Origin of the sequence: Burkholderia sp. HI4860 (assembly GCF_002223045.2) — a bacterium.
Classification (GTDB): domain Bacteria; phylum Pseudomonadota; class Gammaproteobacteria; order Burkholderiales; family Burkholderiaceae; genus Burkholderia.
This window is the reverse complement of record NZ_NKFO02000003.1, coordinates 870,401-887,066: the sequence shown is the minus strand read 5'-3', so window position 1 is coordinate 887,066 and position 16,666 is coordinate 870,401. Positions and strand designations below refer to the sequence as shown.

At 68.1% G+C, this 16,666-nt stretch carries 14 protein-coding genes, 1 tRNA gene and 1 riboswitch; of the genes, 3 read left to right on the top strand and 12 right to left on the bottom strand.

Annotated elements, in window-relative coordinates; all coding sequences use genetic code 11:
• Positions 1-119: 119 nt before the first annotated feature.
• The 4 genes from CFB34_RS19365 to pepN all read right to left on the bottom strand — a co-directional run bounded on the left by CFB34_RS19365 (position 120) and on the right by pepN (position 5,379).
• On the bottom strand, positions 120-929 hold the full coding sequence (locus CFB34_RS19365) for a LuxR C-terminal-related transcriptional regulator (RefSeq protein ID WP_089439470.1): 810 nt from the start codon (positions 927-929) through the stop codon (positions 120-122).
• A 178-nt stretch (positions 930-1,107) separates the two neighbouring features.
• Positions 1,108-1,183, bottom strand: a tRNA-Thr gene (locus CFB34_RS19360).
• 208 nt (positions 1,184-1,391) lie between these two features.
• Complete coding sequence (locus CFB34_RS19355; RefSeq protein WP_089439471.1) at positions 1,392-2,405, bottom strand: class 1 fructose-bisphosphatase; 1,014 nt, start codon at positions 2,403-2,405, stop codon at positions 1,392-1,394.
• 280 nt (positions 2,406-2,685) lie between these two features.
• Complete coding sequence (pepN, locus tag CFB34_RS19350) at positions 2,686-5,379, bottom strand: aminopeptidase N (RefSeq protein ID WP_089439472.1); 2,694 nt, start codon at positions 5,377-5,379, stop codon at positions 2,686-2,688.
• 187 nt (positions 5,380-5,566) lie between these two features.
• Here pepN and CFB34_RS19345 point away from each other — a divergent pair, with 187 nt between their 5' ends.
• Positions 5,567-6,265: a DUF4136 domain-containing protein gene (locus CFB34_RS19345; protein ID WP_089424759.1), complete on the top strand. Its 699-nt coding sequence runs from the start codon at positions 5,567-5,569 to the stop codon at positions 6,263-6,265.
• A gap of 66 nt (positions 6,266-6,331) precedes the next feature.
• Here the strand turns inward: CFB34_RS19345 and CFB34_RS19340 are convergent, their stop codons facing one another.
• From CFB34_RS19340 to CFB34_RS19305, 8 genes are all read right to left on the bottom strand, one after another.
• Complete coding sequence (locus CFB34_RS19340; RefSeq protein WP_046545165.1) at positions 6,332-6,904, bottom strand: TMEM165/GDT1 family protein; 573 nt, start codon at positions 6,902-6,904, stop codon at positions 6,332-6,334.
• 78 nt (positions 6,905-6,982) lie between these two features.
• Positions 6,983-7,120: riboswitch (yybP-ykoY riboswitch) on the bottom strand.
• A gap of 154 nt (positions 7,121-7,274) precedes the next feature.
• Positions 7,275-8,591 carry a guanine deaminase gene (gene guaD, locus CFB34_RS19335; RefSeq protein WP_089439473.1) on the bottom strand — a complete coding sequence of 439 codons (1,317 nt, stop codon included), beginning with the start codon at positions 8,589-8,591 and terminating at the stop codon, positions 7,275-7,277.
• Complete coding sequence (locus CFB34_RS19330) at positions 8,588-8,935, bottom strand: hypothetical protein (RefSeq protein WP_089439474.1); 348 nt, start codon at positions 8,933-8,935, stop codon at positions 8,588-8,590. The genes guaD and CFB34_RS19330 overlap by 4 nt, the downstream gene beginning before the upstream one ends.
• A gap of 26 nt (positions 8,936-8,961) precedes the next feature.
• A complete protein-coding gene (locus CFB34_RS19325; RefSeq protein WP_089439475.1) occupies positions 8,962-9,987 on the bottom strand; it encodes an adenosine deaminase in 1,026 nt (341 codons plus the stop codon).
• An 18-nt stretch (positions 9,988-10,005) separates the two neighbouring features.
• Positions 10,006-11,022 (bottom strand): xanthine dehydrogenase accessory protein XdhC, encoded by a 1,017-nt coding sequence (xdhC, locus tag CFB34_RS19320; RefSeq protein WP_089439476.1) that lies wholly within the window; start codon positions 11,020-11,022, stop codon positions 10,006-10,008.
• Positions 11,023-11,654: 632 nt separating this feature from the next.
• A complete protein-coding gene (locus CFB34_RS19315) occupies positions 11,655-12,167 on the bottom strand; it encodes a disulfide bond formation protein B (protein ID WP_089439478.1) in 513 nt (170 codons plus the stop codon).
• 139 nt (positions 12,168-12,306) lie between these two features.
• Positions 12,307-13,683: an amidase gene (locus tag CFB34_RS19310; protein ID WP_089439479.1), complete on the bottom strand. Its 1,377-nt coding sequence runs from the start codon at positions 13,681-13,683 to the stop codon at positions 12,307-12,309.
• Positions 13,684-13,689: 6 nt separating this feature from the next.
• Entirely contained in the window at positions 13,690-14,370 is a 681-nt protein-coding gene (locus CFB34_RS19305) for a GntR family transcriptional regulator (protein ID WP_089439480.1), read from the bottom strand.
• Positions 14,371-14,649: 279 nt separating this feature from the next.
• Here CFB34_RS19305 and CFB34_RS19300 point away from each other — a divergent pair, with 279 nt between their 5' ends.
• The gene (locus CFB34_RS19300) at positions 14,650-15,840 is read left to right on the top strand and encodes a type 1 glutamine amidotransferase (protein ID WP_089439481.1); all 1,191 of its coding nucleotides are present in this window, start codon (positions 14,650-14,652) and stop codon (positions 15,838-15,840) included.
• A 115-nt stretch (positions 15,841-15,955) separates the two neighbouring features.
• Positions 15,956-16,648 (top strand): DUF2968 domain-containing protein, encoded by a 693-nt coding sequence (locus tag CFB34_RS19295; RefSeq protein ID WP_089439482.1) that lies wholly within the window; start codon positions 15,956-15,958, stop codon positions 16,646-16,648.
• The last annotated feature ends 18 nt before the right edge of the window (positions 16,649-16,666 follow it).

Here is a 16,666-nt window from a genome sequence, read left to right as displayed (position 1 = left end):
CAAACGCGTGCAGGCAGTCGAAGCAGTATGGAAGCCGGACGGAAGTCCGCTGTCCCCATTCCGGGTACAGCAAGCCGACCGGGATTTACCCCGATTCGGTCATCGCAAGCCCGTTCGGTTCAGGGCTGCAGGCAGAGCGCGAACAACTGGCGCTGGCTCGAGATGCCCAGGCGCCGGTACGCGCGTTTCTGGTACGTGACGACGCTCGACGCCTTCACGCCGATCGTCTCGCCGATCTCTTGTGCGGTCTGGCCTTCGAGCACACCGCGCAGCACGTCGAGTTCACGCTTGGACAGCGCCGGACAGGCGCTGCGTAACCGCGCGAGCATCCGTTGCGGGATGCCGATCTGCGCGGCGCCGGCGAGCGCGTAGTGATGCTTCGCGGCCTGCGCGATCAGCGGCGCGAGCGCTTCGATTTTCGCGATCTCCCGCGGCTGGAACGTGCCGCTGCGATGCGCGCGGTACAAATTGATCGACAGCCAGCTCGCATCGTTGGGCTGCATCAGCAACGACAGCCGGTCGGACACGTCGGGGCCGCGGTAGCAGGCCGCTCGATACGCTTCATGATCGATCTCGTCGCCGGCCTGCTGGTGCAGCAGCAGGTCATGGCGGCGCGTGCCGCGGGGTGCGCTCGACACGATCTTCTGGTTGCCGTCGAGCGCGTAGAAGTGTCGCGCGTAGGTGTCGGCGACGTCGCGCAGATAGCGGCCGCCGCGATGGTCGGCGACGGATAGCGTGCGCGGACGGTTGCCGAACTCGTACGCGAAGATCGTGCATTGCGTGACCGACAGCGCATCGTCGAACAGCTTCAGCACTTCGGCTGCGAATGCGTTGGGCTCGTTGCCGCCGATCGCGGCAACAAGGCGCGTCGCACGTGACACGTCCAGTTGCCCGGTGAGGTTCGGTCGATCGAGACGCCAGGTGCGCATGATGCTCGGAAAGGGCGGGGTGGTCCGGCGATTGTAATCGGCGGCGTGCGGCGCGGGAGTCGGGTGATGCCCGCAGCCCGCAGGCGGAGCGGAAGCGGAGAGAAGAAGGGCAGCGCACGATTGGGTGCCCGGAATGAGAAAAGGGCTGACAAGCATCGCTTGTCAGCCCTTTATAACTTGGTGCCGGAGATAGGAGTCGAACCTACGACCTTCGCATTACGAATGCGCTGCTCTACCAACTGAGCTACACCGGCATCAGAGAAACGAAATTATAAGGTGAAATCTGAGACCTTGGCAATAGGTTTTGCGAAATTTTTTCAGCTTGCTGCTGCTGTTTCGCGAAACGCATCGACTCGGCAAACTTCCCCGCTTCGGTTCACTGCGATGCGACCCCTTGGGGTCACATCGAGAGCCGCGATTCTACGTACGTCGCGCGACACTGTCTAGTGCTGCAGTGCAAATTTATTGCTTTTCTTGATGGTAGCCCGTCACGCGCTCGACTTCGTTCTTCGAACCGAGGAACACCGGGACGCGCTGATGCAGGCCCGTCGGCTGCACTTCCATGATGCGCTGCGTGCCGGTCGTCGCGGCGCCGCCCGCCTGTTCGACGATGAACGACATCGGGTTCGCTTCGTACATCAGGCGCAGCTTGCCCGGACGATCGGGCGTGCGCTTGTCGGCCGGGTACATGAAGATGCCGCCGCGGTTCAGGATCCGGTGCACGTCGGCCACCATCGACGCGATCCAGCGCATGTTGAAGTTGTCGCCGCGCGGGCCGTCCTTGCCGGCGTTCAGTTCGTCGACGTAGCGCTTGACCGGGTCGTACCAGTGGCGAGCGTTCGATGCATTGATCGCGTACTCGCGCGTGTCGGCCGGGATTTGCATGTTGCTCTGCGTGAGCACCCACGAGCCGACTTCGCGGTCGAGCGTGAAGCAGTTCACACCGTTGCCGGTGGTCAGCACGAACACCGTCTGCGGGCCGTACACGGCGTAGCCGGCCGCAACCTGCTGCGTGCCGGGTTGCAGGAACGATTCCTCGGTGGCCTGCTTGCCGTCCGGGCAGCGCAGCACCGAGAAGATCGTGCCGATCGACACGTTCACGTCGATGTTCGACGAGCCGTCGAGCGGATCGAACACGAGCAGGTATTCGCCGCGCGGGTAGTTCGCCGGGATCGGGAAGAACGTTTCCATTTCTTCCGATGCCATCGCGGCGAGGTTGCCGCCCCATTCGTTCGCGTCGAGCAGGATTTCGTTCGACAAGATGTCGAGCTTCTTCTGCACTTCGCCCTGGACGTTCTCGCTGCCGGCGGTGCCGAGCGCTTCGCCGAGCGCACCCTTCGACACGTTGTAGCTGATCGCCTTGCATGCGCGTGCGACGACTTCGATCAGCAGGCGCAGGTCGGCGGGGAGGTTGTTGGTCTCACGTTGCTGTTCGATCAGGAACTTCGACAGCGTGGTGCGGCGGGCTATGGACATGACAGACTCCGGAAGGCCAAAAGAATCCTTGAATAGCCGCAATTTTACCCGCCGCGCCTCCCGTGCCACCGGCTTTTTTCGTCCGGTTACATGGCCGGGCGGGCGGCCCGGCCCGGTTTTCCGGTGGTGGAAACCGGCGGGACGCGCTTGACGCCAGCGGCAGGCGGCGCGCTCGACCCCTGCGATTGCGCGCGGTTTCAGCAGTCTTCACACCAAAAAAAGCCGGTGCCGCGATGGGCGGCACCGGCTGTATCGCGCAGGCGCGATGCGGGCGATGGCGTTACGCGAGCGCCTTCTCGACGATCTCGCGCACGTCACGCGATTTCGCACCGGCGGCGACTTGCTCGAGCGCTTCGCGCATCCGGTCGCGCAGCGCCGGCGTAAAGCGGCGCCACAGTTCGAGCGAGCGCGCGAGGCGTGCGGCGACCTGCGGGTTGATCGCGTCGAGCGCGAGCACCTGTTCGGCCCAGAACGCGTAGCCCGAACCGTCCGCCGCATGGAATTGCGCGGGGTTGGCTGCGCAGAAGCTGAAGATCAGCGAGCGAGCGCGGTTCGGATTCTTCAGGTTGAACGCCGGATGCGCGAGCAGCTTGCGGACCTTCGCGAGCGTCGGCTGCGCGGGCGTGCCGCGTTGCGCGGCCTGCATCGCGAACCACTTGTCGATCACGAGCGCTTCCTTCTCGAAGCGACGGTAGAAATCGTCGAGCGCGTGCTCGGCCGGTTCGGTCGCGCCGGCGGCCGCGGCGGACAGCAGCGCGCCGAGCGCGGCCGCGCGATCGGTCATATTGTTCGCCACATCGTATTGCGCGCTCGCGAGGTGTACCGCATCGGCCGGATCCTCGAGTTCGGCGAGATAGGCGAGCGCGAGGTTCTTCAGCGCGCGGCGGCCCGAGGCTTCCGGCGTCGGTTCGTAGGCGCCGGGCGTCTGGTGCTGCTCGTAGGCGGCGAGCCATTCCGCGCGCAGCGCGGTGGCGAGCCGGCGGCGCACGAACTGGCGTGCGCGATGCACGGCGGCCGGATCGGCTTCGGCCATCTGATCGGCGAGGTAGGTTTCCGACGGCAGCGTCAGCGCGAGTTCGCGGAATGCCGGCGACAGGCTTTCATCGGTCAGCACGCGGCGGAATGCGGCGACGAAGTTCTCGCCGAGCGTGAGCGGCTCGTTCGCGGCCGCACGCGCGGCGAGCGTCAGCAGCGCGCGTGTCGCGAGGCGCTGGCCGGCCTCCCAGCGGTTGAACGGATCGCTGTCGTGCGCGAGCAGGAACGCGAGGTCGTCGTCGCTGTAGTCATACTCGACGATCACCGGCGACGAGAAGTTGCGCAGCAGCGACGGCAGCGGCTGTTCCGGCACGTCGACGAACGTGAAAGTCTGCTCGGTGTCGGTGAAGTCGAGCACGCGCGTCGTGCCTGCGGCGGCGGCTTCGCCGTCGAGACGCAGCGGCAGGTCGCGGCCGTCGCGCCCGATCAGGCCGATCGCAAACGGAATCAGCAGCGGCCCTTGCTGCGTGTCGCGCGCGGCCGGCGACGCGTCGCCGTAGCCCTGCGCGAGCGTCACCGTGTAGCGGCGTGCGGCCGCGTCGTATGCGGTGCGCACCGACACGCGCGGCGTGCCGGCCTGGCTGTACCAACGCTCGAACTGCGCGAGGTCGCGCCCGTTCGCGTCGGCCATCGCGTGACGGAAGTCGTCGCAGGTCACCGCGTGCCCGTCGTGGCGCTTGAAGTACAGGTCCATCCCCTTGCGGAAGCCGTCGCGGCCGAACAGCGTCTGGTACATCCGCACGACTTCCGAGCCTTTCTCGTAGACGGTCATCGTGTAGAAGTTGTTGATCTCGACGTAGCTCTCCGGGCGCACCGGGTGCGCCATCGGGCCCGCATCCTCGGCGAACTGCAGCTGGCGCAGCACGCGCACGTCCTCGATGCGCTTGACCGCGCGGGCCGCCGATTCGAGGTCGTCGCCCGCGGCCATGTCGGCCGAGAATTCCTGGTCGCGGAACACCGTCAGGCCTTCCTTCAGGCTCAGCTGGAACCAGTCGCGGCAGGTCACGCGGTTGCCGGTCCAGTTGTGGAAGTACTCGTGGCCGACCACCGATTCGATGTTCGCGAAGTCGGTGTCGGTCGCGGTCTCGGGGTTCGCCAGCACGTACTTCGTGTTGAAGATGTTGAGCCCCTTGTTCTCCATTGCGCCCATGTTGAAGTCGCCGACCGCGACGATCATGAAACGGTCGAGATCGAGCTCGAGACCGAAGCGCTGCTCGTCCCAGCGGATCGAGTGGATCAGCGAATCCATCGCATGACGCGTCTTGTCGAGATCGGCCGGCTCGACCCATACCTGCAGCAGCTTCTCCTTGCCCGAGCCGGACGTGATCTTCTCCTCGATCGCGACGAGCTTGCCCGCGACCAGTGCGAACAGGTAGCTCGGCTTGCGGAACGGGTCTTCCCATTTCGCGAAGTGGCGGCCGTCGGGCAGGTCGCCCGAATCGACGAGGTTGCCGTTCGACAGCAGCACCGGGTACGCGGCCTTGTCGGCGCGCAGCGTCACCGTGTACGACGCCATCACGTCGGGGCGATCGAGGAAGTAGGTGATGCGGCGGAAACCTTCGGCTTCGCACTGCGTGAAGAAGTTGCCGCTCGATACATAGAGGCCCGACAGCGTCGTATTCTGGTCGGGTGCGCAGGCGCTTTCGAGCGTCAGCTCGAACGCTTCGGGCACGTTCTCGACCGTCAGCCCGTGTTCGTGCGCACGCACGGCGCCATGCGGCGCGCCGTCCACGTGCGCGCCGAGGAATTCGAGCGCTTCGCCCATCAGCTCCAGGTGCGGCGCGGGCGCGGCGTCCGGATTGCGGCGCACGCGCATCGTGTTCCTGACGATCGTGCGGGCCGGCGCGAGATCGAATTCGAGCGCGACGGCATCGATGAGGAAGGCCGGCGGCGTGTAGTCGGCGCGGCGGATCACGGTGGAGGAGGCGTTGTCGGACATGGTCGTCGAGATCGGTGGAGTGGGGGACGGGCCCGTGGCACGGGCCGGGCGAACCGGGCCATTGTACAAAGGCTGGCGGCCGCGTGCCGGGCGAACTTTTTACCGGTTCCGGGAGTCCGCGTATTATCGGCATCCCGTTACGGTTCGCGCGGTGCGACGAACGGGTGACGGATCGAAGAGGATCAACATGAAACGCGAATGGATTCAACGCGGGGCGGGCTGGGCGGCGGTGCTGTGCGTGGCGCTGCTGACCGGCTGCACCAGCTATGTGACGACCCAGGTCACGGCCTTCTCCGACTGGAGCGGCAGCGACGCGACACGCACCTATGCGTTCACGCGCACCGAGGCGCAGAAGAACAGCATCGAGCAGTCGACCTACGAGCCGATCGTCGCGAACGAGCTGTCGACGTATGCGTTCCGGCAGGTGCCGCAGGCGCAGGCGCGGTACCTCGTCGGGCTGACCTATGCGGTCGGCAGCGATCTCGTGACGGTGCCGCAGCCGGTCTATTACGATCCGTGGTTCGCGCCCGGGCCGTACTGGCGGCGCGGGCCGTGGGGTCCGTGGGGTCCCTGGGGGCCGATGCCGGCCGGCTACGTCGCGCAGACGTACCAGGTGTTCGACTACACGCTCGGCATCCGCATCACCGAGCGCGCGACGGGCAAGGAGGTGTACAACGTGTCCGCGCGCACGACCGGCGACAACGGTACGCTGCTGTACGCGATGCCGTTCCTCGCACGCAGTGCGCTCGCCGACTTCCCGCTGTCCAACGGCGCGGTTCGTTCGGTCCGGCTGCCGGTCGACAAGCGCGGCGGCCCGGCGGCGCCGGCTGCCAACGAACGCGTGGTGCCGGCCGCGCCCGCGTCGGGTGCCGCCGCCGCGAAGTAACGCGGGATCCCGCTCGGCGCGGCCGTCCGGCCGCGCCGGCCATGCCCTTTCGTCAGACCCCGATAGTCAGACCCCGATACCCAGCAGCGCCAGCGCGCCGAGCACGACGAACAGCACGGCCGCGATCGCGTGCACGAGCTTCGTCGGCAGGCGGTGCGCGAAGCGGTCGCCGAGCAGGATCGCGGGCACGTTCGCGAGCATCATCCCGAACGTCGTGCCGGCCACGACACCGATGTAGTCCTGGAAGCGCGCGGCCAGCGCGACGGTCGCGATCTGCGTCTTGTCGCCCATTTCCGCGAGAAAGAATGCGACGAGGGTCGCACCGAACACGCCGAGCCGCGAGCGGTTGGCATTGGCTTCGTCGGCATCGAGCTTGTCCGGCACGAGGATCCACAACCCCATCGCGATGAACGAGAACGCAAGCGCCCAGCGCATGATCGACGGCGTGACGAGCACGCCGAGCCACTCGCCGAGCGCGCCGGCGAAACCGTGGTTCACGAGCGTCGCGACGAGCACGCCGAGGATGATCGGCACCGGCTTGCGATAGCGCGCGGCCAGTACGAGGGAAAGCAGTTGGGTCTTGTCGCCGATTTCAGCGAGGGCGACGGCGCCGGTGGAGATCAGGAAGGCTTGGGACACGGATGGGGTTCCACGGGCCGATGTTGTGCGTGCGAGCGACGATCCACCGCGCGCCGGGCCCTGATGCGGCGCGCTGTGAACCATCGGTCTCGCCAGGCCTAGGTGGCTGCGTCCGCCATGGCCGTACGGCCAAGTCTGTTGACGGACGCCTCCGTCACGATGCGCGCCGGGAGCGCGGGACATCGAGCGGAGCGGCTACTCCCCAATGAGCGGCGAATTCTAGCACGGTGAGTTGCGCGCGGGAAAGCGGTTGGCGGGCGCAGCGCCCCGGGGTCGGGGCGGGGTTGGCCTACGGCAATCTCGGCGGCGCGCGGCCCGGCACGCGCGGCGGTGGAGGCCCGCGCGTGCCGAGACGAACCCCGGCAGGTCGTTACGCGGCAGGGCGGCGTGCCGCGCCGCGCTCGTGGACGAGTTGGCCGGCCGCATAGGTGCGGTACACCGCACGGTCGTCGCCGAGCAGCGCGAACGCGAACAGCAGTTCCTCGAGCGAATCCGCGCGCTTCGTGCGGCGCGCGAGCAGCGGCGTGGCCAGCGGATCGAGCACGACGAAGTCGGCCTCGGTGCGCGGGGCGAGCGTGCCGACCGTGTCGGCGAGGTCGAGCGCCTGCGCGGCGCCGGCGGTTGCGAGCCAGAACATCCGCGTCGCGGTCAGGTGGTGGCCCGACAACCGCGCGACCTTGTGCGCTTCGTTCATCGTCTGCAGCATCGAGAACGACGTGCCGCCGCCGACGTCGGTCGCGAGCGTGACCGGCACGTCGTATTCGCCGGCCTTGTCGAAATCGAACAGCCCGCTGCCGAGGAAGAAGTTCGACGTCGGGCAGTGCGCGACGACGGTGCGTGTCTCGGCCATCCGGCGGCGGTCCTCGTCGTCGAGGTGGATGCAGTGGCCGTACACCGCGCGCGGGCGCAGCAGCCCGTAGCGGTCGTAGATGTCGAGATAGCTGCGATGGCCGGGGAACAGCTCGGCCACCCATTTCACCTCGTCGACGTTTTCCGCGACGTGGCTCTGCACGAACACGTCCGGATGGCGGCGCGCGAGTTCGCTGCACGCCTCGAGCTGCGCCTCGGTCGACGTCGGCGCGAAGCGCGGCGTGAGCGCGTACATCTGGCGGCCCTTGCCGTGCCAGCGGTCGATCAGCTCGGCACTGTCGTCATAACCCGATTGCGCGGTATCGCGCAGGAATTCGGGGCAGTTGCGGTCCATCAGCACCTTGCCCGCGATCATCCGCAGGTCGCGCGCGTCGCTCGCCGCGAACAACGCATCGGCCGACTGCTTGTGCACCGTGCAATAGACGAGCGCGCTCGTCGTGCCGCACGCGAGCAGTTCGTCGACGAAGAAGTCGGCGACTTCGCGCGCATGCTCGGGATCGCCGAACTGGCGCTCGGTCGGGAACGTGTACTTGTCCAGCCATGGCAGCAGGCCCGGCGCCGGCGACGCGATCATGTCGGTCTGCGGATAGTGGATGTGCGTGTCGATGAAGCCGGGCACGATCAGCTTGTCGCGCAGGTCATGGACGATCGCGTCGCGCGCGAGCGTCGCGGCGAGTTGCGCGTACGGGCCGGCCGCGACGACCTTGCCGTCGTCCACGACCAGGAGGCCGTCGGTCTCGTAATTCGCGGCCTGGCTCGATTGGGCCGGGTCGCCGTTGAAGGTCAGCAGCTGGGAACGGAAAGCGGTTTGCGTCATGACGAATGGTCCTGCATCAAGGTAAGGCGAACAGAAGAAAACGGGCGACGCCGCACGAGGGCAAGGCGGTGCCTGGCGAGCGGGTGCGGCACGCTGCGTGCGGCACGACCGGAAGCGATTGCGCGGGCGAACGTGGCGGCCGAAGCCGCCGGCGAGTGGTTGCCGGCGGGCCTCGCAGTCATTGCGCCCACGACCGATGCGGTGGCGAGCGAAACGGCAAATCGCGACGGCAGGCACGCGCGAGCGCCGACGAACAGCGCCGTCGCCGCACGCTCACGCACGCGGTCGTCCCGGCGCAAGGCCGGGCCGGTGGTCGCGAAGCGGATGCCGTTGCCGTGTTTCATCTGTCAGCGTTCCTCGATGCGGGCCGTCACGCGGCCTGCCAGTACGCGTCGAGGCGCGCGTACAGTGCGTCGCGCTGCGCCGGTTCGATGAACGACGCCTCGAAGCCGTTGCGGATCACCGCATGGACTTCGGCATCCGTGAGTTGCAGCCCTTCGGCCGTCGCGAAGTAGTTTTCATTGACGTAGCCGCCGAAATAGGCCGGATCGTCGGAGTTGATCGTCACCGCGACGCCGCGATCGAGCAGCGCCTTCAGCGTGTGCTTCGCCATGTCGTCGAACACGCACAGCTTCAGGTTCGACAGCGGGCAGACGGTGAGCGCCGTGCGGGATTTCGCAAGGCGCTCGACGAGCGCCGGGTCCTCGATGCTGCGCACGCCGTGGTCGATCCGGTCGACCTTCAGCACGTCGAGCGCTTCGTAGATATACGCGGGCGGGCCTTCCTCGCCTGCGTGCGCGACGAGCTTCAGCCCGAGCGCGCGCGCCTTCTCGAACACGCGTGCGAACTTCGTCGGCGGATGGCCGAGCTCGGACGAGTCGAGACCGACGCCGATCAGGCGATGGCGATAGCGCTCGAACAGCGGCAGCGCGGATTCGAACGTCGCGAGCGCGTCCTCTTCGGACAGGTGGCGCAGGAAGCACAGGATCAGCTTGCTCGACAGCCCGCGTTGTTCGGCATCGGCGAGTGCACGCTCGATGCCCGCGACCACCGTCTCGATCGGCACGCCGCGCTCGGTGTGCGTCTGCGGATCGAAGAACAGCTCGGTGTGGACGACGTTGTCGGCGAGCGCGCGTCCGCAGTACGCGGCCGTCATGTCGTAGAAATCCTGCTCGGTCAGCAGCACGCTCGCGCCGGCGTAATAGATGTCGAGGAACGACTGCAGGTCGGTGAACGCGTATGCGGCACGCAGCGCGTCGATCGAGTCGTACGCGAGCTTCACGCCGTTGCGCTGCGCGAGCGCGAAAATCAGTTCGGGCTCGAGCGAGCCTTCGATATGGATGTGCAGCTCCGCTTTCGGCGCGCGGGCAATCTTGTCCTTGAATGTCGGGGTCATGGCGTCGTTCTTGGTCGGTCAGTAGGTAGGGGAAGCCTGCGTGGACGCGTTCGCATTCGCGTTTGCCTCGACGGCCTGCAGCAATTGCGCAGCCACCGAGATCGCGATCACTTCGGGCGCCTTGTCGATGATGCCTTCGACACCGATCGGGCAGCGCATCCGCGCGACCTGGGCCGGGTCGATGCCGATGGCTGCAAGGCGATGATCGAACTGCGCGCGCTTCGCGTGCGAGCCGGTCATCCCGAAATACGCGTAGTCGCCACGTCGCAGGATGCGCTCGGCCAGCACGAAATCGAGTGCGTGGTCGTGCGTCATCACGACGAAGTAGGACTGCGGCGGTGCGGCGTCGACCGCGTCGGCCGGGGCAGCGGCCGCTTCGATCGCTAGGTTGCCGATGCCGGCGAGCGCGTCGGCCGGCGGGAACACCGCATCGGGCCCGTCGATCCAGCGCACGTGGCACGGCAGCGTCGCCAGCACCTTCACGAGCGCGGTGCCGATGTGCCCGGCGCCGAACAGCACGACGGGGAACGCATACGGCGCGATCGTTTCGGTCATCAGCGACACGCCGCCGGTTTCCCACAGCAGGCAGTCGGCACGCGCGGCTTCCGATTCGGGCTCGCTCAACAGCGGCGCGCCCGGCGAGGGGCCGAATGATACGCTACGCACGGTCGCGACGCCGGCCGCGACACGCTTCGCGAGCGACATGATCCAGCCGAGATCGCCCACGTCGAGCCGCTCGAACGCGAGTACCACGGCGCCGCCGCAGCACTGGCCGAGACTCGGGCCGAGCGCGAGCCGTTCGAGCCGGCGTGCGTGCGACACGTGCGCGCCATCCTTGAGCAGATGCCGCGCGATCTCGATCGCCTTCCATTCCAGATGACCGCCGCCGATCGTATGGCGGGCCGTGTCGCGCGTGACGAGCATCTTGGTGCCGGCTTCGCGCGGCGCGGAGCCGTCGGTGTGCGCGACCGTCACGAGCACGGCCGCTTCGCCATGCGCGAGCAGTTGCTGCAGATCGCCGAGCCAGGCTTCCATCAGCACGCTCCGTTCGGGACGACGCGGCACGACACGCGGCGCGGGCTGGCGGGCGTGGCGGCAACGATGACGGACGGGAGCGAGGCGGGCCGGCCGCACGGCCGATGCAGTGCGGCGGCAGCGCACGAACGGCGCGCGCGGACGGCCCCGCCGGATACGCGGACGCCATGAGGGTGACGGATGCGGATGGTTTGCGTTGTCATGATGAATCCAGTCGACATTGCGGATCGGGCGCGCGTTACGCAGGGGTGGTGAGACCGCCTGGCCTCGCGCACGTAGATCGCCATCCAGTCACGAAGATAGCACCGTAAGGCGACGGGAACATCGCCAGGCGGTGATCCGGGCTATCAGGAGGCGATCATGTCGATCATAGGCCCGCCGCGCGGGATCGGGGCGCCAATGCGTGCACATCGGGCCGAAACGCAGGCGTGGCGGGGCTGCGCGCGGAAGTCGCGCGATGCGCGTTCACCCGGAGACCCGGGCGGCGGCGGGGTAGGTGTTTACGCTTGACGGGCCGGATGCGGCTCGTCGGGCTGGGCCGGCGGGCGCTCCGCAGCCGGGCGGTCACCGACCGGCGGTCGTGTGCGCCCCGCGCGAACGGGCCGCGCGCAGGCCGGTGCGAAACCGGCCGGTCAGGCCGCGAGCTTGCGGCGATGGCGCCAGAGGCTCGCGGCGACCGCGACCAGGATCACGGCGAAGGCGATCAGCGACCAGCCGGGCAGCAGGATGCCGAAGATCGGCGGGTAGACCGTCTCGCACAGCCCGGCGACCTTGAACATGCCCGGGAACCACTGCGCGGGCGGCAGGCTGTCGACGATCGGCTGCAGCGTGTCGAAACCGCAGCTGAAGCCCGGATTCATCTGGATCGTCAGGTGCCGGGCGGCCGTGCCGACGCCGCCGGCCGCGGCGATCGCGATCAGCAGCTCGAGCACCCAGACCCCGCGCCAGTTGCGGATCCCGGCGGCCAGGAACGCGAAGATCCCGATCGCGCAGAAGAAGTAGCGCTGGATGATGCACAGCGGGCACGGATCTTCGTTCTTCACGTACTGCAGGTAGAGCGCACCGGCCAGCAGGGCGATGCACACCCATCCGAGCAGCATCAGCAGGCGGCGTTCGCGGCGGATGGCGAGCGTGTAGTCGTTCATGTCGGCGGGGTTCCTCGTGGGTCGGTCCGGAAAACAATCGCGCGATTTTAGCGCGAACGGTCTGGCACGAAACTGACAGCGCGCGTGCGGCAACCTGCCGCACCGCGCGGCGTGCCCGCCGACGCCCGCTCGGCGGCGCTCAGCGGATCGTGTTCAGCACGGCCTCGACTGCCTGGCCAACCGCGAGCAGCGCGTCGTCGCGATGCGGCGCGGCCGCGAGCATCAGGCCGACCGGCGCCGCGTCGCGCGGATGGCAGGGCAGCGACAACGCGCATGCGTCGAGGAAGTTGAACGCGCTCGGGTTGCGCAGGATCAGCGCGTTGGTGCGCGTGAAGGCATCGTCGTCCGCTTCGAGTTCGGCGATGCGCGGCGGCACGACCGGCACCGTCGGCGCGACGAGCGCATCGAAGCGCGACCAGACCGTGTGGGCCGCTTCGTCGAGCATCGCCGTGCGCGCGGCGAGCAGGTCGAGATAGTCGGCCGCGCTCGCGGGTTCGCCCTTCAGGATCCGCGTGAGCACGCGCGGGTCGTACTGGTCGCGGTGCTTGGCGAGCAGCGGGCGATGCCACGCGTAGGCCTCGATCGGCGAGAAGCCGAAGCGGTTGACGTCCGGCAGCCGGTCGAGCGCGGGGAAGCGCACTTCCGTGACGATCGCGCCGGCGGCTTCGAGATGCTTGAGCGCGGCGTCGAGCGCGGCCGCGACGTCGGCATCGACGCCGTCCGTCACGTAGTTCGTCAGCACGCCGAGCCGCACGCCTTCGAGCGGCCGGGCGGCCGGCACGTGCGGTTCGAGGCCCGCGAGCATCCGGTCGACGAGCGCGCAGCAGGCGACCGTCAGCCCGATCGGGCCGAACGAGTCGAGCGTCGTCGACAGCGGCACGCCGCCTTGCGTCGGGATCCGGCTCGCCGTCGGCTTGAAGCCCGTCAGTCCGCACAGGGCGGCCGGAATGCGGATCGAGCCGCCCGTGTCGGTGCCGAGCGCGACGGCGGCCATCCCGTCGGCGACGGACGCGGCCGCGCCGGACGACGAACCGCCGGAAATCCGCGCGTCGCCCGGCACGTCGCGGTGGTACGGCGAGCGCGGATGGCCGAAGTGCGGGTTCAGCCCGAGTCCCGAGAACGCGAACTCGCTCATGTTGGTGCGGCCGACCAGCACCGCGCCTGCGCGCTTGAGCCGCGCGACCGCGACCGCGTCGGTGCGCGCGGCCGGCGCGCCGTCGAGCACGCGCGAACCCGCGCGCGTCACCTGGCCCGCGACGTCGAACAGGTCCTTGACCGACACGGGAATGCCCGCGAGCGGCGACAGCACGGTGCCGGCGGCGCGCAGCCGGTCGTGCGCGTCGGCGGCCGCGCGCGCGTTGTCGGCATCGACTTCGGTGAAGACGACCGCGCCCTGGCCCGACGGATCGGCGATCCGGTCGAGCGCGGTGTCGACGAGCGCGCGGCTCGTGGTCCGGCCGGCGGCGAGGTCGGCGGCGAGCTGGGCGAGCGGGGGGAAGGGCGTGAAAGTGGTCATGGCGGCTCAGGGGCGAAGATGTTGAAGAAGCGTGGAGCGGAACGAATCGATATGACTTTCGACGGCCGCGCGTGCGCCGGCGGCGTCACGCGCGGACAGCCGATCGAACAGTTCGCGATGCTCGTGCTGGACGTCGGCGAGATGGTGAGGTTCGGACAGCGTGACGAACCAGAAGCGCAGCGAGCGCTCATGCAGCCCGCGCAGGATGTCGGCGAGGACCGCATTGCGCGCGGCCGCGGCGATCGCCTGGTGGAAGGCGCGGTCGAGTTCCATCATGCCTTCGACGTCGTGCGTGTCGACGCAGGCCTGCCCGTCGTCGAGCAGCGCGGCCAGGCGCGCGAGATCGTCGGGCGTTGCATGGCGCGCGGCGAGTTCCGCGCAGTGCGCTTCGTTGATGCGCCGCACGTCGATCACCGCGACGATGTCGTCGAGCGACAGCGGCTGCACCATCAATCCCTTGCGCGGCATCACGGACAGCAGCCCTTCGAGCACGAGCCGATGCACGGCCTGGTGCACCGGCGTGCGGCCGATGCCGGTGCGGGCGACGAGATCGGCTTCGTTGAGGGCGGCGCCGGGCTTCAGGCGCATCGTGATGATGTCGCGCTGGATCAGCGCATACGCGCGGTCGGCGAGGCTGGCCGTCGGTGCGGCCGGGTGCTCGCGGGTGACGTCGGTCAGGGCATTCATGCGGGATGCGGCGCGGCGGCCGGGCGGAGCGCGATCATGGCGCTGGCGGTCGGGAAGCGTGGACGATCCGTGGATATTATTGTGATATATCACTGATGTCCAGTACTGGTGGTGCCGTATCAGCGTGGCCGGCGCGCGGGCGGGGACGCCCCCCGACGCAGTTCGCCACCGATTTGCAACAATATCGACAGGATGTTGCAGGTTTGCCGCTCGATCGTGCGCTGAAGCATAATGAATCCTCGTTATCCATACGCGTGAGCGACGTACCAGACCATCGTCATGAGCGAAAACACGCCTTCCCCGGCCGGTCTGCCCGGCACCTCCTCCGTTTCTTCCGATTCACCCCGTACCGATCCGGCGAAAGCGCCCGATGCGCCGGCCGCCCAGGCCGCCGCGCAGAACGACGCTGCTGACGGTGCGTCACCGGTTACGGCCGCGTCCGAGCCGGGCGCGCCCGGGGCGACAGGCGCCGCCATCGATGGCGCTGCTGCGGCCGCGCCGCCGAAGGCGGGAACGCCGCCCCCCGGTTTCGGCGCGCAGCCTGATTTCGACACGCCGCGCCCGCCGCCTGCGAGCGCGCAGAATGCGCCGCCGGCCTATCTGAAGCAGAGCGACACGCCGTGGTCGGTATTCGGCCGGATCGTGGCCGCGCGCGCCCGCCGGCTGTTCGACCGCGCCGGCCAGCGCATCACGCAGCGCACATTGCGCATCGGCGTGTCGGCGCGGATTTTCCATCCGGAGCCGGGGGCGAAGGGGCTGCGAGGCAAGACGCTCCAGTACCTCGAGGAATCGATTGCGCACTGGGTCATGTCGCGCGACGTGCTCGTGTTCATGATTCCGACCGTCGGCCATCAGGGCATGATTCATCCGAGCAACATCCGCCTGCGCGACTACGCGAAGCATCTCGACGGCCTGCTGCTGCAGGGGGGCGCCGACGTATCGCCGCAAACCTATGCCGCGTCCGACGCCCGCCCCGAATGGCCGGGCGATCGCGTGCGCGACATGTACGAGCTCGAGCTGCTGCACGAGTTCGTCGAATCCGGCAAACCCGTTCTCGGCGTGTGCCGCGGCTGCCAGCTGATCAACGTCGCGTTCGGCGGTTCGCTGTACCAGGACATCGCCACCGACGTGCCGACCGCGAATGCGCACGTGAGCGAGCATTACGACCAGCATCGTCACGCGATCCGCTTCCCGGATTCGTCGACGCTTGCGAGCATGTTCCCGGGGCGCAGCGAAGCGATCGTCAACTCGATCCACCATCAGGCGATCCGCGATCTCGGCCGCGATCTGAACATCGAGGCCGTGTCGGCCGGCGACGGGATCATCGAAGGCATTCGCCATCGCCGTTCGCCGTTCGTCGTCGGCGTGCAGTGGCACCCCGAGTTCCATCGTGCCGGCGGTTCGGAGCTGCTCGACTGCACGCCGCTGCTCGATGCATTCCTGCGCGCGGCACGCGAAACCCGCCTGTAGCAAGCCGCATGCTTTGCGTCGTACGAAGGCCGGCCGCATCCCGACAAATTCGAGATGCGGCCGTTTCGTTTTGAACGATAATCGCGAGTTCCGATTCGTTTGCCGGAGTCTGACGTTGGCTTTCCGAAATTTTTCCCCTGCACGATGCGCGACGTGGATCGTTGCGCTGGCTGCCTGCGCGCAAGCGGGCGTGGCCTGGTCCGCCGACGCGACGGCGCCCACCGCCGGTACGCGTCCGGCGGTCACGAGCCTGCGCGGCGACACGGCGGCATCCGCCACGGCTGCGACGGATGCCGCCGCACGAGGCAACGTCGCGGAGCTGACGCAGATGCTGCACGATGGCCGGATCGTCGAGATGCGCACGACGTACAACGGCAGCTACGGTGCGAGCCTGATGTTCGACCCGCGCGAGATGACGTACTACGTCGCGCTGTTCCAGGACAAGCATCTGTGGCGCGTGATCCGGTCGCAGGAAAAGACCCGCGCCGAGATGGTCTACGCGAACTTCGTTCAGCAGACCGTACAACTCGCCGATATCGAGATCCGCCGTACCGAGCTGGACGCGCAGAAGGCGTTTCTCGAGCGCGTGATTGCGCTGCAGGCGAATCGTGCGCAGCAGTTGCAGGCCGACCTGAGCGTGGCGCGCAGCCAGCAGGCTGAAGTCGCGCAGCGGCAGCGCTCGGCGCAGGAGCAGGCGCAGGCGCTGCAGGTCGAGAAGCGGGCTGCACAGTTGCAGCTGCGCGATCTGCAGGAGCAGGTGCGACAGCTCGAGAAGCAGACCGAGACGGGACTGCCCGCGCACAAGTAACGAGTCGTCAGACGGACG